16 protein-coding genes and 1 tRNA gene are annotated in these 19,819 nt (G+C 71.9%); 8 read left to right on the top strand and 9 right to left on the bottom strand.

What is annotated here, in order from left to right; all coding sequences use genetic code 11:
- Positions 1–52: 52 nt before the first annotated feature.
- On the bottom strand, positions 53–976 hold the full coding sequence (locus HUO13_RS04125) for a lipase family alpha/beta hydrolase (RefSeq protein ID WP_249124438.1): 924 nt from the start codon (positions 974–976) through the stop codon (positions 53–55).
- 278 nt (positions 977–1,254) lie between these two features.
- Here HUO13_RS04125 and HUO13_RS04120 point away from each other — a divergent pair, with 278 nt between their 5' ends.
- Positions 1,255–2,646: an aminodeoxychorismate synthase component I gene (locus HUO13_RS04120; protein ID WP_211900169.1), complete on the top strand. Its 1,392-nt coding sequence runs from the start codon at positions 1,255–1,257 to the stop codon at positions 2,644–2,646.
- 438 nt (positions 2,647–3,084) lie between these two features.
- On the opposite strand, the gene HUO13_RS04110 is transcribed toward HUO13_RS04120, so the two are convergent.
- Together HUO13_RS04110 and rsmI are read right to left on the bottom strand one after the other, a co-directional pair.
- Positions 3,085–3,396: a DUF6247 family protein gene (locus HUO13_RS04110; protein ID WP_249124437.1), complete on the bottom strand. Its 312-nt coding sequence runs from the start codon at positions 3,394–3,396 to the stop codon at positions 3,085–3,087.
- Between the two features lie 356 nt (positions 3,397–3,752).
- Positions 3,753–4,601, bottom strand: a complete 849-nt coding sequence (gene rsmI, locus HUO13_RS04105; RefSeq protein ID WP_211900166.1) for a 16S rRNA (cytidine(1402)-2'-O)-methyltransferase — start codon at positions 4,599–4,601, stop codon at positions 3,753–3,755.
- 23 nt (positions 4,602–4,624) lie between these two features.
- Here rsmI and HUO13_RS04100 point away from each other — a divergent pair, with 23 nt between their 5' ends.
- The gene (locus tag HUO13_RS04100; protein WP_211900165.1) at positions 4,625–6,202 is read left to right on the top strand and encodes a dolichyl-phosphate-mannose--protein mannosyltransferase; all 1,578 of its coding nucleotides are present in this window, start codon (positions 4,625–4,627) and stop codon (positions 6,200–6,202) included.
- A gap of 244 nt (positions 6,203–6,446) precedes the next feature.
- On the opposite strand, the gene HUO13_RS04095 is transcribed toward HUO13_RS04100, so the two are convergent.
- Both HUO13_RS04095 and HUO13_RS04090 read right to left on the bottom strand, forming a co-directional pair.
- On the bottom strand, positions 6,447–7,175 hold the full coding sequence (locus tag HUO13_RS04095) for an ABC transporter permease (protein ID WP_211900164.1): 729 nt from the start codon (positions 7,173–7,175) through the stop codon (positions 6,447–6,449).
- Positions 7,175–8,095, bottom strand: a complete 921-nt coding sequence (locus tag HUO13_RS04090) for an ABC transporter ATP-binding protein (protein ID WP_211900163.1) — start codon at positions 8,093–8,095, stop codon at positions 7,175–7,177. The genes HUO13_RS04095 and HUO13_RS04090 overlap by 1 nt, the downstream gene beginning before the upstream one ends.
- Positions 8,096–8,247: 152 nt before the next feature.
- Here HUO13_RS04090 and HUO13_RS04085 point away from each other — a divergent pair, with 152 nt between their 5' ends.
- Positions 8,248–9,555 (top strand): sensor histidine kinase, encoded by a 1,308-nt coding sequence (locus tag HUO13_RS04085; protein WP_211900162.1) that lies wholly within the window; start codon positions 8,248–8,250, stop codon positions 9,553–9,555.
- Positions 9,552–10,154 carry a response regulator transcription factor gene (locus HUO13_RS04080; RefSeq protein WP_211900161.1) on the top strand — a complete coding sequence of 201 codons (603 nt, stop codon included), beginning with the start codon at positions 9,552–9,554 and terminating at the stop codon, positions 10,152–10,154. Before HUO13_RS04085 ends, HUO13_RS04080 begins: the two co-directional genes overlap by 4 nt.
- Before the next feature lie 44 nt (positions 10,155–10,198).
- Here the strand turns inward: HUO13_RS04080 and HUO13_RS04075 are convergent, their stop codons facing one another.
- Positions 10,199–10,747 carry a TetR/AcrR family transcriptional regulator gene (locus HUO13_RS04075; RefSeq protein WP_211900160.1) on the bottom strand — a complete coding sequence of 183 codons (549 nt, stop codon included), beginning with the start codon at positions 10,745–10,747 and terminating at the stop codon, positions 10,199–10,201.
- A gap of 52 nt (positions 10,748–10,799) precedes the next feature.
- Here HUO13_RS04075 and HUO13_RS04070 point away from each other — a divergent pair, with 52 nt between their 5' ends.
- Complete coding sequence (locus HUO13_RS04070; protein WP_211900159.1) at positions 10,800–12,380, top strand: MFS transporter; 1,581 nt, start codon at positions 10,800–10,802, stop codon at positions 12,378–12,380.
- Between the two features lie 69 nt (positions 12,381–12,449).
- Here HUO13_RS04070 and lat read toward each other — a convergent pair whose 3' ends face one another.
- Complete coding sequence (gene lat / locus HUO13_RS04065; protein WP_249124436.1) at positions 12,450–13,817, bottom strand: L-lysine 6-transaminase; 1,368 nt, start codon at positions 13,815–13,817, stop codon at positions 12,450–12,452.
- A 658-nt stretch (positions 13,818–14,475) separates the two neighbouring features.
- Here lat and HUO13_RS04060 point away from each other — a divergent pair.
- Positions 14,476–15,171: a helix-turn-helix transcriptional regulator gene (locus HUO13_RS04060; protein ID WP_211900158.1), complete on the top strand. Its 696-nt coding sequence runs from the start codon at positions 14,476–14,478 to the stop codon at positions 15,169–15,171.
- Here the strand turns inward: HUO13_RS04060 and HUO13_RS04055 are convergent.
- On the bottom strand, positions 15,110–18,244 hold the full coding sequence (locus tag HUO13_RS04055) for a BTAD domain-containing putative transcriptional regulator (protein ID WP_211900157.1): 3,135 nt from the start codon (positions 18,242–18,244) through the stop codon (positions 15,110–15,112). The two genes, HUO13_RS04060 and HUO13_RS04055, sit on opposite strands and share 62 nt — an antisense overlap.
- 95 nt (positions 18,245–18,339) lie before the next feature.
- Between HUO13_RS04055 and HUO13_RS04050 the strand changes: the two genes are divergently transcribed.
- On the top strand, positions 18,340–18,915 hold the full coding sequence (locus HUO13_RS04050; RefSeq protein ID WP_211900156.1) for an NADPH-dependent FMN reductase: 576 nt from the start codon (positions 18,340–18,342) through the stop codon (positions 18,913–18,915).
- Positions 18,905–19,288, top strand: coding sequence for a VOC family protein (locus tag HUO13_RS04045; protein WP_211900155.1), 384 nt, complete (start codon positions 18,905–18,907; stop codon positions 19,286–19,288). The genes HUO13_RS04050 and HUO13_RS04045 overlap by 11 nt, the downstream gene beginning before the upstream one ends.
- A 352-nt stretch (positions 19,289–19,640) precedes the next feature.
- On the opposite strand, the gene HUO13_RS04040 is transcribed toward HUO13_RS04045, so the two are convergent.
- Positions 19,641–19,713, bottom strand: a tRNA-Ala gene (locus HUO13_RS04040).
- Between the last annotated feature and the right edge of the window lie 106 nt (positions 19,714–19,819).

The raw sequence follows: 19,819 nt of genomic DNA, 5'->3' as shown, positions 1-19,819 counted from the left end.
CGAAAACCCCCGCCCCACCCCCAAGGCGCCCCACAACGCCAACCCTCCCCCCTCACTCCGTCCCTGGAAGGCACTGCACCGGCTCGGCGTTCGCCGGGTCCAAGGCGTTGAGAACCATCTGCCCCACGTTCGGGTCGAAAGCCACGGCCACGTGTTCGGCGAAGTCCCTCCGACACACGTCCTGCAGCACGATGTTCGTCGCGTTCGGCGAGTCGAGGTGGCCGCTGGTGTAGGGGGTGACGAGCTGGTCGTACTTCGTCATGACCGTCGTGTACTCGATGCCCGGCACCGCCGCGCCGCCCTCGTTGAGCTTCTTCATGAAGTCGGAGTCGTGGAAGAACTGCGTGCACGAAGCGCAGAGGCCGTCGACGACGTCGCCCAGGCCGGGGATCTCGGTCGTCAGCCGGTCGAGGATCTCCGACGTGCTGTTGAGCGTCGTGCCGTCGTAGAGCGGGGTGAGAGCGACGTAGCGGCGCACGTCGGGCGCGCCGTCCAGGAACTTGAGGTAGTACTGCGGCATCACCGTCCCTTCGGAATGCCCCACCAGGTCCACCTGTTCGCTCCCGGTCTCCTCCAGCACGCGGTCGACGAACTCCGCGAGTTCTTCGGCGCTCTGCTCCATCGGCGCGAAACCACCGGTGATCGGCGGCATGCCGGGCGGTCGACCGTAGGTCAGGGCGAAGACGCAGTAGCCCTCGTCGGCCAGCAGCGGAGCGATGTAGACCCAGTTGGTGGCGGCCGCTCCGCCCAGACCGTGCACGAGCACCACCGGCACCGGGTGCTCGTCGGACGGCTCGCAGCCCCAGTCATTGGCTCCCGCCAGCGCATCCGCCTCAGCCTCCGCAGCTCCCGCGGCCGGTCCACCCGCCGCAGCTTCGTTCCCCGCCCCCAGTGCCGGGGCGCCGACAGCAGGCGAGACTCCGCCCAGCACGGTCACCGCTGCGGCCACGGCCACGACCGCGTTCCGAATCCGCATTTCGCTCACCTCGTCGTGATCGAAGCCGGCGCGTTCCGGAACGCTGGCTTTTCGGAAACACAACGGGGCAACCCCCTAAAGGTGATGCTGATCACTGTTCCCTCACCCGATCAGCGCAGTACGGACCGATTCGCCCAGCGCGGTCAGGTCGCCGACTTCTTCGCCGGTTGGCGAGCAGGCTCGCCAACCGGTCGTCGAGCCGGCCTCGCAAGGAGTCGTCTTCCCACTGGCCGGGCCGCCACGACCGGTGCGCACCGCCCGGTGTTCATACTGACGAGGTGCAGGTTTTCACCCGATCGATCGTCGGCGGCGCGAGCGCCGAAGCCGTGTTGCGGCGGCTCTCGGACCGCGCCCGGCGACGCGGGCTGCCGCCTCCCGCCGCGCTGACCGGCGACTGGTTCGGGGGTGGCGCCGTGCTGGTCCCGTCGGTGTCCATCGGTCCCCATGACGACCCGTTCGCCGTTCTGGACGCCTTCGACTCCGACGATGCCTCGTCCCCCACGCCCGCCACCGATGCGCCGGAGGGCGCGGTCGGGGGCGGCTGGATCGGCTACCTCGGCTACGGCCTGACCGACCCGGGAAGGCACGCCCAGCCGCGCAGGATGCCGTTGTCGGCTTGGGGCTGGACCGACCACGTCCTGCGGCGCGACCGCGACGGCCAGTGGTGGTTCGAGTCGCTCGGTCCCGCCGACCCCGCCCTCATCGACGAGCTGACCGCCCTCGTCTCCTACGCCGACCTCGGCTCGTCCACCGATCCCGATTCCCATCTCGGTTCGTCCGCCGGGGGCAGTTCCGACTCCCCGTGGCGGGTGGGCCCCGTACGCCAGCCGGACGCCGACCTGCACCGCAAGGCCGTCCGGGGCTGCGTCGAGCAGATCGCGGCGGGCGAGATCTTCCAGGCCAACATCTGCAGCCGTTTCGCCGTGCCGTTCACCGGCGATCCGCTGGAGGTGTTCGCGGCGGGCAGCGAGCGGTTCCGCCCGGCGCGGGCCGCCTACGTGGCGGGCGACTGGGGTGCGGTCGCATCGCTGTCACCCGAGCTCTTCCTGGCCCGCAGGGGTGACGTCGTGCACTCGAGCCCGATCAAGGGCACGCTGCCACGCCGTGGACCTCAGGACGACGGCAACGCGGAGCTGCTGCGGGCCTCGGCGAAGGACGTCGCTGAGAACGTGATGATCGTCGACATGGCCCGCAACGACCTGGGCCGGGTCGCCTCGACCGGTCGCGTCACCGTCCCCAAGCTGCTCGACGTGCAGCCGCATCCGGGTGTCTGGCACCTGGTCTCCGACGTGCGCGCCGAGGTCCCCGCAGGGCTGTCGAACTCGCAACTGCTGGAGGCGGCCTTCCCGCCGGCCTCGGTGACCGGCGCACCCAAGGTCCGGGCACTGGAAGTCATCGCCGAACTGGAGGACATCGCGCGCGACGTCTACTGCGGCGCGGTGGGCATGGTGTCCCCTGCGGCCGGCCTGGAGCTGAACGTCGCGATCCGCACCCTGGAGTACACCGACGGTGTGCTGCACCTGGGTGTCGGCGGCGGCATCACCGCCGACTCCGACCCGGAGCGCGAGTGGCAGGAGTGCCTGACCAAGGCCGCCCCGCTGCTGTCGCTGCTGCGCAGCGGCACCTCAGGGCCGCCGACCACCAAAACGGCGACTTCCGCGCCAGGCTGACACGAGCGGAACCCCCGACCACAGCGCGGCCACTGTGAACGCGGCACTTGTCGGAGACTGTCTCGATCACTGATTGAGCTCAGGACCGGTCGGTCGCCTTCGGGTGCGCGGTTCCGGCGGCGACAACCCAGACCGTCGAGCACTCCTCGTCGACGAGGTACCAAACCCGACCACCGCTGGTCACCTCGATCTGCCACATGGGCAGCTCTCGGCCTTCGAAGGAGCCGTTCCAAAGTCTCCCCTTGAGGCGATGGTGTCTGGGAGTTTCCGGGTTGGGCATGGGATCGGTACTCATCTGCTCCCACGCCCACCTCGTGTTTCCCCGAGCCTGCCTGCAGAGGTCTTCCCAGCCCTTGCCCGCGTCGTTGATCCCGCAGCGGACCTCCCACTGGCCGGGTGCGGCAGGCGGCGCTATTCGCTGTTTGCGTTTGGCTTGAGTCATGCGGACGGCGGCTCGATCCGTCCGTGATCAGCAGCATCCGCGTTGAGCTGCGCGAACAGCTCGGGATCGGCATGGATTTCGGCGGTGTGCCGCCATGCCGTGATCACCTGGACCACCGGCGCCGGGTTGTCGACAGCTTCCGCGGCACGCAGGGTCTCGACCAGCTCGACCACGAAGGCACGGACGTCTTCGGCAGGCAGGAACCGGACCCACGGGAAAGCTTCGGGCACCACGTCGATCATGAGCGAAAGAGCGGCGCCGTCCCGCTGCATCATCGCGACGAAGATCTTCGTGGTCGCCGAGACCATCTCGGTTTCCTGCTCGGCCCGGGAAGCGGTCGTGAGCACGAGGTCCTCGGCGTCCCGCCTCCGGAGCCGGAGTGCCCTCGAACTCATCGCACCGAGTTTGGCCACCGTGTCCTTCGGACGGTTGATGAGCTCCGAGAACGGTGCTTCAGCTAGGCCGGTCATAGTTTCAAACTACTTCGAAACTCTCGCCATTGCCAGGAGTTGCCGCCCAGTTGCCACAAACGAGTGAGCGCCGCCTGCCCCGCCGCCCGGCTCCACTCCTCCGCACGCCCCGCCGGGCTACCGCCCGCCGCGACACCGTCGCCCTCCGGGATCCACCCCTCCGGCGCCGGCCCCCTCCCGACCCTCAGGCCGCCTCACCGCCGCGCGGCCAGCACGGCGTCGTAAAGCTCCTTCTTCCGCACGCCCGCCATCTCGGCGACCTCGGCGACGGCGTCCTTGAGCCGGATGCCGCCTGCGGCGCGCTCCTCGACCTGCGACACCAGCTCCGCCGGGTCCGAGGCCTCCGCCGGGGCCGCTCCGTCGAGGACGACGGTGATCTCGCCGCGCACGCCGTCGGCGGCCCACTGCGCGAGCTCGGCGAGGCTGCCGCGGCGGATCTCCTCGTAGGTCTTGGTCAGCTCCCGGCAGACCGCCGCCCGCCGCTGGCCGCCGAGCACCTCCACGGCGTCGGCCAGGGCGTCGGCGAGCCGGTGCGGCGCCTCGAAGAACACGCACGTCCGCTGCTCGGCCTGCAACCGGGCGAACCACCGGCGCCGCTCGCCCTGCTTGCGAGGAGGGAAGCCCTCGAAGCAGAACCGGTCGGACGGCAGGCCCGACACCGCCAGCGCCGTGGTCACCGCAGACGGCCCCGGCAGGCAGGTGACCGCCAGACCCTCCTCGACGCAGGCCGACACGAGCCGGTAGCCGGGGTCCGAGACACTCGGCATCCCGGCGTCGGTGACCAACAGCACTCTGCGGCCGGCGCGCAGCTCGTCGAGCAGCACCGGGGTCCGGGCGGCCTCGACCGCCTCGTAGTAGCTGACGACCTTCCCGCCCGGCGTGACGCCCAGCGCAGTGGCCAGGGACCGCACCCGGCGGGTGTCCTCGGCGGCCACGACATCGGCCGATCCGAGCGCGTCGACGAGCCGGGCCGACGCGTCCCTGGCATCGCCGAGCGGCGTGGCGGCGAGGAGCAAGGTGCCCGATCCGGCGACGAGGTCCATGACCCCAACCCTACGATCTGGGTGTGAGTGTCCTCGTACCGAACTCCGGTGGCCGTACCGCCGACGAGCCGGTCCAGGTCGGCCAGACGCCCCCCGTCCGGACGCCGGGCGAGGGCGATCCCCGCCACCTGCTCGACGTGGCGATGCCCGCCGACCGGCTCCGCGCCTGGGTGATCACGCTGGTCATCGCGCTGGCCGCGGGCGTGGTCCGGTTCTGGAACCTGGGCCACGCCACCGACGAGGGCACGCCGGTCTTCGACGAGAAGCACTACGTGCCGCAGGCGTGGCAGATGCTGCGCAACGGCGGCTACGAGGACAACCCCGGCTACGAGCTGGTGGCGCACCCGCCCGTGGGCAAGCAGTTGATCGCGATCGGCGAGTGGCTGTTCGGTTACACGCCGTGGGGGTGGCGGGTCGCGGCGGCGATGGCCGGGACGGTCATGGTGCTGCTGATCGTGCGCATCGCCCGCAGGCTCACCCGCTCCACGCTGCTCGGCGCGCTCGCCGGGCTGCTGCTGATCTGCGACGGGCTGAGCCACGTGCAGTCGCGGGTGGGGATGCTCGACATCTTCCAGGCGATGTTCCTGCTCGCGGCTTTCGCCTGCCTGCTGGTGGACCGCGACCAGGTGCGGCAGCGGATGTCGCTGGTCTTCGCCGACGGCCGCATCGGCGACTCGGTGTGGGGCCCGAGGCTCGGGTTCCGGTGGTGGCGCTTCGGCGCGGGGATCATGCTGGGCCTGACCTGCGGGGTCAAGTGGAACGGCATCTACTACATCATGGCGTTCGGGCTGCTCTGCGTGTTCTGGGACGTCATGGCCCGGCGATCGGCCGGGGTGCGCAGGCCGTGGTCGGGGACGCTGTTGCGCGACACGCTGCCCGCGCTGTGGTCGATGGTGGCGATCCCGCTGCTGGTGTACTTCGCGACCTGGGCGAACTGGTTCGCCAGCGAGACCGCGACCGACCGGCACGCGACCGTGGTCGCCGACGACGTGGGGCTCGCGTTCCTGCCGGACCCGCTGCGGTCGCTGCTGTACTACCAGCTCAACGTGCTGGACTTCCACACGCACCTGTCCACGCCCGCCAACGACCCGCACCCGTGGGAGTCCAAGCCCTGGGCGTGGCCGATGGGCATGCGGCCGATGCTCTACTACTACGAGAACAACGTGCCGGGCTGCGGCCGCGCGAGCTGCGTCGAGGCGACGATGCTCATCGGGACGCCCGCGCTCTGGTGGATCGCACTGCCGGTGGCCGCGTGGGCGGTGTGGCGGGCGACCAGCGCGCTGGACTGGCGCTACGGGGCGGTGCTGGTCGGCTACGGCGCGGGCTACCTGCCGTGGTTCCTCAACCTCGACCGGCAGATGTACTACTTCTACGCGACGCCGCTGGCGCCGTTCCTGGTGCTGGGGATCGTGCTGGTGCTCGGCGAGATCCTCGGCGGCGCCCGTGACCACCTGGAGCGGCGCAAGACCGGGCTGCTGGTCGTGGCGCTCTACACGGGGCTGGTGGTGGCCAACTTCGTGTGGCTGTGGCCGGTGCTCAACGGCGACGCGATCACCCCTGAGCGCTGGCAGGCCGAGCTGTGGCTGCCGTCCTGGCGCTGACCCGCATCCCGGCGCCGCGAGCCACCGCGGTCCGCCAAGCCTCGCTGAGCCACCGCGGCGGCAGGCCCGACCACCGCGGCCTGGCACCACCGCCGAGCCACCACAACCCGGCACCCGGCCAAATCCACCACAACACGGAACCGAGCCCAGCCACCACGCCCCGGCAGCCAAGCCACGCCGCGCGGCGCCGCACGCGCGGTGGCGCGCCGGGACCCCCAGCCGGACCCGGCGCGCCGCTACGCCGTTACGCCCGCGGGTCCCACCGGAACCAGCTGCGCGCGGCCACACCGCAGAGCAGCACCCACCCGAGCAGTGCCAGCAGCGCCGGACCGGCCGCGCTGACCTGGGCGATCCAGTCCTGCGGCGTCATGGACAGCCGCACCAGCTCGGCCACCGCCGCGCCGGGAAGCAGCAGCGCCGCCCACGTTCCGCCCGCGCTGACCGACGCCCAGATCGCCCCGCCGAACATGGCGAAGAAGAACGGCAGGGTGGTGATCTGCGCCTGCTCCGCCGTCGACGTGCGACCGCTGGTCGCGATGCCCGCGACGAGGCACATGGCCAGGCCCCCTGCCACCGCGACGACCAGCAGCAGCGGGTTGCCGCCGAGCGGAGCGCCGAAAGCCGCCGAGAGCCCGAGCACGACGGCGGACTGCACGACGCCCAGTACGGCGGTCGGGACCAGCATCCCGGCGAGCACCACGACCGGCGCGGGTTCGGCGCTGCACAGCCGCTTGAGGTAGAGGTCCTCGCGACGGCTGGTCAGCGCGGTGCTGGTGGTGAAGTAGACCGTGAAGCCGAGCACCGCGAGCAGTTGCAAAGCGACGGTCATGGCCCAGCCGCCGTCGGCGGGCCGCGAGTAGGCGAGGAATATGCCCATGACCAGCGGTAGGGCGGTCGCGCTGAAGGCGACGGTCCGGTTGCGGATCAGCAGCTTCCACTCGGTTGCGCCGATCGCGAACAATGCGTTGCCCATCAGACCGCGACCTCCCCTTCCCGCACGTCATCGCCTTCCCGCACGCCGTGGAAGACGTCTTCCAGCGAGGCGTTGCGGGCGCGCAGTCCACCCAGGCTCAGACCGTGCTCGTCCGCCCAGGTCAGCAGCGCGTGCAGATCGCGCTGCAGCTCGCGAGTGGTGATCCGGTAGCTCCCCGCACCGTCAGCGCTCACCGATCCGCGCAGCCGTGGCAGCACCGCGGGCTGGGGCAGGACGAAGTCGATCCGGGCCTGGCGGCTGGCAAGCACGTCGACCAGCGACCCGGAGACCGCGATCCGGCCCTGGTGCATGATCGCCAGCCGGTGTGCCAGCCGCTCGGCCTCCTCCAGGTAGTGCGTGGTCAGCAGCACCGTGGTGCCCTCGGCGAGCAGCCCTCGCACGACCTCCCAGGTCGCCCGGCGCGACTCGGGGTCGAGCCCGGTGGTGGGCTCGTCGAGGAACAGCAGCCGCGGCCTGCCCAGCATCGCCAGCACCAGGTCGAGCCTGCGGCGTTCGCCGCCGGAGAGCCGCTTCACCGCGACGTCCCGGCGGTGGCCGAGGGACAGCGCGTCCAGTGCGGTGTCCACATCGGAGGGACTGCTCACCATCGAGCGCCACAACCGGACGGTCTCGCCGACCGTGAGGTCTCCCGCGAAACCGCTGTGCTGCAACATGATCCCGACCCGCCTGCGCACTTCCGCCCGGTCCTGCCAGGGGTCCATGCCGAACACCCGCACCGTTCCCGCCGCCGGAGGCCGGTGGCCTTCGACCGTTTCCATCGTGGTCGTCTTGCCCGCGCCGTTGGTGCCCAGCAACGCGAACAGCTCGCCCTGCGCCACCTCGAAGTCGACGCCGCGAACGGCTTCGAAGTCCCCGTAGGAACACCGCAGCCCGTTCACCGCGATCACTGGTCCTGTCATGCCCCGAAGCCTCCCGGGGGGGCGGCGCCCGCTGGTAGGGCGATCAGTCAGCGGTTCGGTGCGGCGTTGTCACCAGGACCGATGACAGATGTCACGACCGGCCGTGACGGCCGTCGGCAGACACCCCGGCGCGGATCGACGATGCTGTAGCGGTGCCCGACCCGACCGACGTCCGCCGAACCCGGCCGACCGGCAGCGACCCGACCGGCGACCACCCGACCCCACCGAGCGGCGAGCGCCATGCCTCCGCGCAGGAGGGCGAGAGCACCGCGCCGCGGGAACCGGAGTTCAACACCCGGCGCATCCTGCGCCTGCGCAGGCTCACCTGGTGGGCGATCGTCCCGACGGTCCCGCTTTTCGCGTGCATGGCCGGGGTCTTCGCGGTGGCCGTCCCGGCCGAGACCGGGATCAGCACCGTCCAGATCGCGGCGCTGGTGGCGATCCTGGTCGTGGTCGCGGTGGAGGGCACCCGGTTCTCCCTCGGCATGATGGGCGGGCTGGGCAAGCCGCGCCAGCACCCGCTGGAGCAGGCCGGCGCGTTCGTGCTGGCGGTGGCGGGCATGTGCTACGCGATCTGGCTCAGCCCGCCGAACGTGCTGACGTGGACCCTGCTGCCGTCCGCGCTGGCGGGCGCGCTCGCCGCGGCGGCGCCCAGGCGCTTCCGGCTGCGGCTGGCCACCGGCCTGATCGTGCTGGTCGTCGCGGTGGGTCCGGTTTCCATGGTCCTGGCGGGCAAGTCCGAGCTGTCCGGATCGGTGCTGTTCTACAGCGCTTTCGTCTCCGGCGCCACGGTGTTCGCCATGATCTTCCAGGCGTGGGTCTGGGACATCGTGCTCGAGCTGGACCGCGCGCGCTGGGTCTCCGCCGAGCTGGCGGTGGCCAGGGAGCGTCTGCGCTTCGCCGCGGACCTGCACGACGTGCAGGGTCACCACCTGCAGGCCATCGCGCTGAAGGGCGAGCTGGCCGAGCGGCTCGTCGGGGTCGACGACGACGCGGCCCGCGCGCAGGCCGCCGAGGTCGCCGAGCTCGCCAGGACCGCGCTGCGCGACACCCGCGAGGTGGTGCACGGCTACCGGCGCACCAGCCTGGCCACCGAGATCGACAACGCCGTGAGGATCCTGCACTCCGCCGGCATCGACACCGCGGTGGACGGCGATCCGGCGCTGGTGCCGCCCCCGCTGGAACCGCTGTTCGGCGCGCTGGTCCGGGAGGGTGCGACCAACGTCCTGCGGCACAGCCGGGCGCGGCACTGCGAGCTTGAGATCCGTGCCGACGACGGGCGGGTGCGCGTCGTCCTGCGCAACGACGGCATCATCGGGGGCGGCGACTCCGCGGGCTCGGGCATCGACGGACTGCGCGAGCGCTTCGCGACGCTGGGCGGCCAGGTGCGGGCCGCCTGCCGCGACGGCTGGTTCGAGCTGACCGGCCTCGCCGACGAACCAGGGAGGCCGCGCTCGTGATCCGGGTGGTGCTCGCCGACGACGAAGACCTGATCCGCGGGGCCCTGGCGGCCCTGCTCGACCTGGAGCCCGACATCAGCGTGCTCGCCCAGGTCGGCGACGGCCGGGCCGCGGTGCGTGCGGTGGCCGAGCACCGGCCCGACGTCGCCGTGTTCGACCTGGAGATGCCCGAGCTGGACGGCGTGCAGGCGGCCACCGAGGTCCGCCGGGTCGCCGAGCTGCCGATCGTGCTGGTCACCAGGCATGCCCGGCCGGGCGTGCTGCGGCGCGCGCTGGCGGCCGGTGTGCGCGGGTTCGTGCCCAAGACCACCCCCGCGACCCGGCTGGCCGCGATCCTGCGCGACGTGCACGGCGGCGGCCGCTACGTCGATCCGGAGATCGCGGCGAGCGCGCTGACCGAAGGCGCGTGCCCGCTGACATCGCGGGAGCTGGAGCTGCTGCGCCACACCCTGCGCGGCGGGACCATCGCGGCGATCGCCGACGAGGTGCACCTGGCGCAGGGCACGGTGCGCAACTACCTGTCCGCCGCGATGGCGAAGCTCTCGGTCAGCACCCGCCACGAGGCGGCCCGCCGGGCCTGGGAAGAGGGCTGGATCTAGGGCAGCCGCCAAGGCCACCACGGTCGGTGTGGCCCGCCGAAGTCCTACTCCCCGCGTGCCTCGGCCACCTGCTCCAGCAGGCGGTCGAAGACGCGGCGCAGCAGTTCCGGCTCCGGGTGCGGCAGCCCAGACAGCGCGCTCAGGTAGAGGCCGTCGCCGACCAGGCGCACCGTCTCGGCCAGCACCGGGTCGCCGATGTAGTCGGTCAGCAGCTCGGACCAGCGGCCGAAGACGCGGGCCAGCACCTCGGTGCCGTCCTCGCTCAGGCCCTCCGCGCTGCGCAGCGCCGCGATGACCGACCAGTACAGCGCCATCTCCTCGTCGGAGGCGGGCAGCGAGGTCTCCAGGAAGTACCGCACGACGTCGGCGCCGGCCCGCTCGGCCTGCGCGAACTCGGCTTCGGCGTCTTCGCTGAGCCGCAGCGTGAGGCCCTGCAGCATCGCCTGCTTCGAGCGGAAGTGGTAGAGCAGCCCGCCCTTGGAGACCCCGGCCTCGGCGGCCACCGACTCCAAGGTGACCGCTGCCGTTCCCTTGCGGACGAGGATTCGCTGGAGCGCGTCGAGGATGCGGTCGCGGGTTTCCCTGGCTGCCACGGTGGCACTGTACCGTCCGGACGGCTACTATACCGTCTGGACGGTATAGAAAATGACTGAACAGAACTCCTCCCGCAACCACGCCCAGACCGCGAACGCCAACCAGGTCACGGACCCTGGCCGGACCAGCGTCGCCGACCGGGAACCGCGCCCGGCGACGACCCGCAAGCAGTGGGCCGCCCTCGGCGCGCTCCTGCTCCCGGTGCTGCTGATCTCGGTCGACAACACGGTGCTGAGCTTCGCGGTGCCGCACCTCAGCGAGCAGCTGCGCCCCAGCGGCAGCCAGCTGCTGTGGATCGTCGACATCTACTCGCTGATGCTGGCCGGGCTGCTCGTCACGATGGGCACCCTCGGCGACCGGATCGGCAGGCGCCGCCTGCTGCTGACCGGCGCGGCCGGGTTCGGCGCCGCCTCGGCGCTGGCCGCCTTCGCGCCCAGCGCCGAGCTGCTGATCGCCGCTCGCGCGCTGCTCGGCGTGGCCGGTGCGACGTTGATGCCCTCGACGCTGTCGCTGATCCGCAACATCTTCACCGACCCGCGCGCCCGCACCACCGCGATCGCGACGTGGACCGCGACCTTCGCGGGCGGCTCCGCCTTGGGCCCGCTGCTCGGCGGCCTGCTGCTGGAGCACTTCTGGTGGGGTTCGGTGTTCCTGATCAACCTGCCGGTCATGGTGGTCCTGCTGGCGGTCGGACCGGTGCTGATCCCCGAGTCGCGCAACCCGCGCCCCGGCCGCTACGACCTGTTCAGCGCGGGCCTGTCGCTGGCCGCGATGCTGGCGCTGGTCCTCGGGATCAAGGAACTGGCGGGCGAGGGCCTCACCCCGCTCGCCGTCGGCTCGGTCGTGCTCGCGGCCGCCGCGGGCGCGGTGTTCGTGCGCAGGCAGCGCAGGCTCGACAACCCGATGCTCGACCTGCGGCTGTTCGCGGACAAGCGCTTCAGCGTCGCGGTGTCGAGCAACCTGCTCGCGGTGTTCGTGATGGTCGGCGCGCTGTTCTTCATGACGCAGTACCTGCAACTGGTGCTCGGCATGTCACCGCTGCGCGCGGGGGTCGCGCTGCTGCCCGGCATCGGCCTGTCGGTCGTCGGGTCGCTGCTGACGGCCCGCCTGATCAGGCGGGTGCGGCTGGCCGAGCTGCTGGGTGCGGCGATCATGGCGACCGCGCTCGGCTACCTGCTGCTGGTGCTTCTGCCGGTGCGCGACGGCGGCTGGATCGTGGTGGTCGCGTTCATGGTGGTCGGCCTCGGGGCGGGTGTCACCGAGACGGCGACCAACGACGCGATCCTCGGCAGCGTGCCGCAGGCGAACGCGGGCGCGGCGTCGGCGATCTCGGAGACCGGCTACGAGCTGGGCGCCGCGCTGGGCACGGCGATCCTCGGCAGCACGCTCACCGCGGCCTACCGGGGCGGTCTCGACCTCACCGGCGTGCCGCGGTCCATGGTGGACGCCGCCGAGGACACCCTCGGCGGAGCGCTGGCCGCGGCGGCCGAGCTGCCCGCCGCGCAGGCCGGGCTCGTGCGGGAGTCGGCGTTCGCGGCGTTCACCTCCGGCGTGCACGTGACCAGCGTGCTCGGCGCCGCGGTCCTCGCCTACGCCGCGGTGCAGGCGTGGTGGATCCTCCGCCGATCCTGATCCCGCAAGACCCGTGATTCCTCTGGGCTGCCATGGCGACTCAGAGGAACCACGGGTCCCGGACGGCGGTCAGGCCAGCTCGACGAGGGTCTTGCGCAGCGCCGCGACGGCGTCGACGACCTCCTCCGGCCGCACCGAGAGCGGCGGACGGCACCGCAGCGAGTCGGTCCCGGACGGCAGGAACAGCGTGCGGTGGTGGTCGCGGGCCACCGCGAGCGCGCGGTTGCGCTTGTCCGGGTCGGCGAAGCTGATCGCGCACATCAGGCCGCGTCCGCGCGCGTCGCGGACCACCGACGGAAACTCCGCGACCAGGGCGCGCAGCTCGCCGAGCAGCAGCTCGCCCATCTGCCGGCTGTGCTCGAAGAGGTCCTCGCTCTCGACGACCTCCAGGATCCGGGTCGCGCGCACCATGTCGGTGAGCGATCCGCCCCAGGTGGAGCTGATCCGGCTGGCCTCGCGGAACGCGTTCTCCTCGACCTCCAGCACGCGCCTGCCGCCCATCACGCCGCAGACCTGCATGCGCTTGCCGAACGCGACGAGGTCCGGTTCGAGACCGAGCGCCTGGTAGGCCCACGCCCGGCCGGTCAGGGCGCCGGTCTGCACCTCGTCGGCGACGGTGAGCACGTCGTGCTCCCGGCACAGCTCCTGCACCGCTCGCAGGAAGCGGGGCCGCAGGTGCCGGTCGCCGCCCTCGCCCTGGATCGGCTCGTAGACGAAGCAGGCGATCTCGCGACCGTAGCGGCGCAGTGCGGCTTCGGCGGCGTCCACCGCGACCCGCTCGTGCGGCAGCAGCTCGGGGTCGTCCCAGTCGTCGCCGGGGACGACGGACGGGCTGGGGATGCGCGGCCAGTCGAACATCGGGTAGTCGCGGATCTTCGACGGGTCGGTGTTGGTGAGCGAGAGCGTGTAGCCGCTGCGGCCGTGGAAGGCCTTCTCCAGGTGCAGCACGCGGCTGCCGCGGATCGCGATGCCCTTGCGGGCGTTCACCTTGGTCTTCCAGTCGAAAGCGACCTTCAGCGCGTTCTCCACCGCGAGGGTTCCGCCGTCGATGAAGAACAGCAGCGGCAGTTGCGGGTCACCGGCCACGCGCCGGAAGGTCTCGGCGAAGCGGGCCTGCTCGACAGTGGCGAAATCGGGGTTCGAGGGCTTGACGCGCCCCGCCCGCACCAGTGCCGCCTCGAATTCCGGTGTGCGCAGGCCCGGGTGCCCGTGCCCGAGCGTGGCCGAGCTGAAGAACATCGTCATGTCGAGGTATTCGGTGCCGTCGCGCAGGTCGCGCAAACGGCAGCCGTCGCCTGCGTCGAGGTCGACCACGATGTCCATCAGGTCGCCGGTCACCTGCGCCTTGAGGGACGTGACCGCGTCGGCGGCGTCACCGCGCTGGGCGGGGATGTCGGTTCCGGTCGATTCCACAACTACGTCCTGCTGGGTCGTCACGATCGGCCTCCCGGCGTCGTCGCTTGGTCACGGTGGCGCCCGTCACTGTCAAGGAACTATTACATCAGTATCTCGCAAAAAAGCAACGTTCTTCCGTTGAAGGTGCGTCTCTGCGAAAGATTTTCTTCCGCTCCGGCCGGGTCGACGGAAGATCGTCACGCTGCGTGACGCCGGTGCGGCGCCCGGCCCGCACGCCGGAGCCCCACGCACCCGCATTCCAAGATTGAATTCCCGGAAATGTGATCGCGGACGCCGTTGCACGCACGAGCCCGCCCGAATTTGCCGCTTCCGGAAGTGGCCGCCGAATGGTCCAGGCCGCATTCGGTGCTACTTTTTTCAACGCCACCGCGATTCTCCTGCGTGAATTCGTCCCCCAGGACGGATTCGAGCGGCTGTCACCTCTCCCCGCAGGAGAATCCGCGGTGGCCCTGAACTCCAGTGCGGCTCAGGCCGGTTGCCTGCCCGATCCACCGGGATGACCACCGCCACACAACCGGGTGAAAACGCCCGCACCGCGACGCGCACGGCGAATTCAGGACGGCCGGGGAAAACATGCGGGTTCCCCGCCGGGCGACCAGTAGACGTCCCGGGTGAAAAGGCTGGTATTCGCACCACCGGGCAGCGACGATCTAACCAGGCAGCGGCGTGGGGAGATCACATGACGCTGGACCAGTTCGCACACCAGACGCGCTGGGTCGAGCACCTGGCCGACGAGGAGGCGGTGCGCACGCGCATCCACCGCCTCGCCTGCACCGCCGAGTTCGTGCGCACCTCGCTGACCGGCCCCGACACCGCACCCGAGCTCCAGTCGGGCTGCCGCCGCGGTCAGGTCCTGGTCGGGCCCCGGCTGGCCGCGCTGCCCGGCGTCGTGGAGGAGCTGGTGCTCTCCTCGACCCCGGACGTCGAGGTGCGCATCAGCACCGCGCCGCTGCACCGGGTCGTCCTGTTCGACGACCGGTTCGCGCTGCTGCCGTTCGACCTGACCCACCTCGGCCGGGGGGCTTACCTCTTCGAGAACGCCCCGGCGGCCCCGCACCGCAGCCTGTTCGACCTGCACTGGGACAACGCCCGGCAACCGGAGACACCGGCCCAGCCGGGCCTGTCCGGCCGCGAGCTGGAGGTCGCCCGGCTGCTCATCGACGGCGCGACCGACGCCGAGGTCGCCGACCGCCTGCACGTCAGCGCGCGGACCGTGCGCACCGCCGTGGCCAGGCTCCAGCAGCGCTACGGCACCAGCTCCCGAATGGCGCTGGGTTTCCACCTGGCCCGCGACGAGCGGATGACCAACGTGCTCATCCCCGCGCCCCGAGGCCGTCCGGAGGGCTCCGGCGACCGGCCTCGAACGCCGAGCTGAAGCCCTCGCCGAGCGCCTGCCGCACCGCGCGTTCCACCCGGTCGAGGTCACCCCGCTCGGCTGCCGGCCGCGGTGCCGACACCGAAGTCCTCGCCTCGGCCGCCGCTCCCAGCAGCCGCGCCGCGAGCTCGTGCTCCCCCGTCGCCGCCCGCACCGCGGCCAGCCCCTCCAGCGCGAGCGCGACGGCGCGAACGTCACCGGTCCGGCCGGCCACGTCGAAGCCCTCCCGGTGCAGGGCCAGCGCCGAGTCCAGGTCGCCGCGCTGCTCGGCGACGAACCCCAGCTCCGCCAGCGAAAGCGCGATGCCGGGCTCGTAGCCGGCGCGCCGGTTCCACTCCAGGGCGTGCCGGTGGTGCTCCTCGGACTCCTCCAGCCGCCCGCGCCACCGCGCCGCGATGCCGAGGCCCGTCTCGGCGTAGACCGCGGACGGCTCGTAGGACTGCTCCCTCGCCAGCCGCAGCGCGCGGCGGTGCAACTCGTCGGCCCGGGCGTAGTCGCCGCGCAGCATCGAGACCCTCCCCAGGTGCGCGAGGTGCCCGGACACCACCGACCACAGCCCGAGCTCCTCGGCCGTGCGCAGCCCCTCGCAGTGCAGTCGGGCGGCCAGGTCGTAGTCACCGGCGTCCATGGCCACGCCGCCGAGCACCCGGGCGCTCCACGCCTGTCCCCACCGGTCGCCCAGCTCGGTGAACAGCTCCCTGGCGCGCGCCCCGTCGCGGCCGGCGTCCCGGTCGTCGGACATGGCCGTCTGCTGCGCCCTGACGGTCAGCGCCGCCGCGACGCCCCACCGGTCGTCGCGCTCGCGGAAGCGCCGGAGCGCCTCGTCGGCGAGCACGCGGGCGGCGGCCACCCGGCCGCTGCCGGACATGCTGAAGCTGAGCAGCCACTTCGCGTGCGCCTGCTCGTCGAGCGCGCCCAACCGGTCGTAGAGCGTGAGTGCTTCCCGCGCCTGCGCTTCCGGGTCGGCGCCGGCCCGCACGAGGTAGTCGAGGCCGGAACGCCAGGTCATCGCCTTCGCGCGGGCCAGGGATTCGGTGTCGTCGAGGTCGAGGGCCGCGGTGAGCGCCCGGTGGCCCTCCTGGTGCCTGCCGCGCAGGAACCAGTACCAGGCCAACGCGTTGACCAGCCGCAGTGCCAAGTCCGGCCGCCGGTGCCGCACCGCCCAGTCCAGCGCGGCCCGCAGGTTTGCGCTCTCGGCGTCCAGCCGCTCCAGCCACCGGCGCTGGTCGTGCCCGCGCAACCGCCGCTCGGCCTGCTCTGCCAGATCGATGTGGAACTCGGCGTGCGCGAGCCGGACCCGGTCGGCCTCACCGGCCTCGGCCAGCCGTTCGAGGCTGTAGGCGGCGACCGTCTCCAGCAACCGGTACCGGAGTCCGCCCGCGCTCTCCGCGACGACAACCAGGGAGTGGTCGACGAGCTGCGCCAGCGCGCCGACGACGTCCTCGCCGCCCAGCCCGCACACCGCTTCGGCGGCGTCGAGCGTGCAGCCGTCGGTGTGCACGGCCAGCCTGCGCAGCACGACCCGCTCCGGTTCGGCCAGCAGCTCCCAGCTCCAGTCGATCACCGCGCGCAACGTCTGCTGCCGTGCGGGGGCGGCACGCGAGCCCGCCGCCAGCAGGCGGAACCGGTCCTCCAGCCGCCGCGCCAGCTCGTCGACGCCCAGCGCGCGCACGCGCGTGGCGGCGAGCTCCAGCGCCAGCGGCAACCCGTCCAGCCTGCGGCAGATCGCGGCGACGGCCTCGGCGTTGTGCTCGCCGAGCGCGAAGCCGGGCGCCGCGGAGACCGCGCGTTCGACGAACAGCTCAACCGCGCTCGACCCTGCGGCCTCACGGCCGGACTCGGGCACGTCCAGCGGCGGCACCGGGTGCAGGGCCTCACCCGGCAGGCCCAGCGGTGTGCGGCTGGTCGCGAGCACGCACAGCCCCGGCACAGCCCGCAACAGCGCCTCGGCCAGCGCGGCCACCGGCTCGACTACGTGCTCGCAGTTGTCGAGCACGAGCAGGATCTCCTTGTCCCGCAACGCGTTCACCAGCCGCCGCACAGCGTCCGGCCGCTGCCCGGCCTGGAACGGCGTGACGAGAACGTGGTCCCGGACGTCGAGCACCTCGGCCACCAGCTCCGCCACGCGCCCGACGTCGTCGGCGCGATCCAGCGCTCCCAGCTCGACCAGCCACGCGTCGCGTTCCCCGGCCACCTCCAGCGCGAGCCGGGTCTTGCCCACACCGCCGGGACCGGTCAGCGTCACGAGCCGGTTGGCCCGCAACGACTCCCGCACGTCGGCGACAGCGCCGCCGCGGCCCACCAGCCCCGTGAGCGGAGCCGGCACGTTCGACCGCATCGAGGTCAGCCCCGCGTCCTGCTCCAGGATCCGCTGGTGCAGAGCCATGATCTCCGGCCCCGGGTCGACGCCCAGCTCCTCGCCCAGCCGCCCGCGCAGAGCCGCGAACGCCTCCAGCGCCTCGGCCTGCCTGCCGCTGCGGTAGAGCGCGCGCATGTACGCCGCGCACAGCCGTTCCCGCAGCGGGTGCTCGACCACCAGCGCCCCCAGCTCCGCGACCAGCGAGCCGTGCTCGCCTTCCGCCAGCCGCGCCTCGGCGTGGTCCTCCACAGCGGACAGCCGCTGCTCCTCCAGACCCTCGACCACCGGGCGCGCGAAGCCGGAGTCGGCGAAGTCGGCGAAAGCCGGTCCCCGCCACAGCTCCAGCGCCTCGGCCAGCCCCCGCGCGTCCCGCGCCCGGGCGACCAGCGCGGCGAAGCGCAGCGAGTCGACGGCGTCGGCGCCCACCTCCAGCACGTATCCGGCAGGCCCGGACACCACCAGATCGCGACCGCCGGACTCGGCGTCGGCCAGCGCCTTGCGCAGCTGCGACACCTTGGCCTGCAGCGCGCCCAGCGGGTTGGCGGGCACCCGCTCGCCGCCCCACAGCTCTTCGACCAGGCGGTCAGCCGACACCGCGGTCCCAGGACGCACCAGCAGGCACGCCAGCAACGCGCGGACCTTGACCCCCGGCACCGCGACCGCTTCGCCCGCGTCGGTGCGCACCACGAGCGGACCCAGCACGCCGAACCACATGGGCTGACGATAGCGACACGGCGGGCCGCAAGCGGTTGGTAAGCGAACCGGAAGCCCCGCGCCGCATCGTGTCCCCACACGAACTAGGAGGACAGATGGGCACCACCACCGCATGCGTTCTCGGGATCTCGGGAAGCCTGCGCTCGGGTTCCACCAACACCGCGCTCCTGCGCGCCGCGGGCGAACTGGTCGACCCGGCCTTCGGATTCCGGCAGTGGGACGAGCTGGCGACGATCCCGCCCTTCAACGAGGACCACGAAGCCGAGCCGCCCGGCCCGGTGCGGAGGCTGCGCGAGGCCATCGACGGCGCGGCCGCGTTGCTGATCGCGACCCCGGAGTACAACGGCTCGATCCCGGGACAGCTCAAGAACGCGCTGGACTGGGCCTCGCGCCCCGACGGCGAAAGCGTGCTCACCGGCAAGACGACCGCCGTGATCGGCGCCAGCCCCAGCGACTACGGCGCAACCTGGGCGCAGGACGCCCTGCGGCGCTCGCTCGAGGCCGCCGGCGCGCACGTGCTCGACACCGGCGTCGCCGTCCCGCGTTCCGACGAGGCGTTCGACGCCGACGGGCGGATGGCGGACGCGGCGCTGCACATGGAGCTCGGCGAGGCCGTCTGGACGCTGACCACCGCGATGACCGAGAAGGAAGGGCTGTGCGATGTCCGTTGACCTCAACCACACCATCGTCCACTGCAAGGACCGGCACGCCTCGGCGAAGTTCCTCGCCGACCTCCTCGACCTGGAGGTGCTGCCCGACCTCGGGCCGTTCACCCCGGTGGAGACGGCGAACGGGGTGACGCTGGACTTCGCCGACTCCGACGAGATCCGGCCCAACCACTACGCGTTCCTCGTCACCGACGAGGAGTTCGACCGGATCTTCGCCCGCATCCGCGAAGCGGGCATCGAGTACTGGGCGGACCCGCACCACACCAAGCCGGGCGAGATCAACCACGAACACGGCGGTCGCGGCATCTACTTCGACGACCCCAACGGCCACATCCTGGAGGCCATCACCGCGCCGTACCAGTACCCGGACGCCTGACCTCCACAGTGGAGGGGCCCTGCCGGCACCCGGCAGGGCCCCTCACCCCTGCACGTCAGGCAGTCGCACGCGCTCGGAACGGCATCCGCATCCCCAATCCGTAGGAACCGGACGCCACCGCCACTCGTGACACCCGCAACCAACGCAAGAAAGAACCAGTTCGTGTTGTGCCCTGTGGAGGTTTCGCCAACGGAAGGCTCGTCCAAGACCAGGCCGGGAACGCTCCGCACCGCAAAGAGCTGGGAACAGGTGACCACCGCACCGTGGGGGCCCGCGGGGGCTCGGCCCCCGCGACGAACACGCGAAACGGAAAAAGGCTCGTGCTCTCCGCGAGCACGAGCCTGCCATTCCGTGGAGCTGAGGGGAATCGAACCCCTGACCTTCTCGATGCGAACGAGACGCGCTACCAACTGCGCTACAGCCCCTTGTTCAATTGCCGTTGTAGCTTAGCAAGCCCTCCGAGGCCCCCTCGCGCCACCCCCCGGAAAGCGGAAAGGGCCTGGTTCACCAGGCCCTTTCCGGATCGACCGC

The sequence above is a fragment of the Saccharopolyspora erythraea genome, from assembly GCF_018141105.1.
Lineage (GTDB): Bacteria > Actinomycetota > Actinomycetes > Mycobacteriales > Pseudonocardiaceae > Saccharopolyspora_D > Saccharopolyspora_D erythraea_A.
This window is presented reverse-complemented; position numbering and strand designations above follow the sequence as displayed.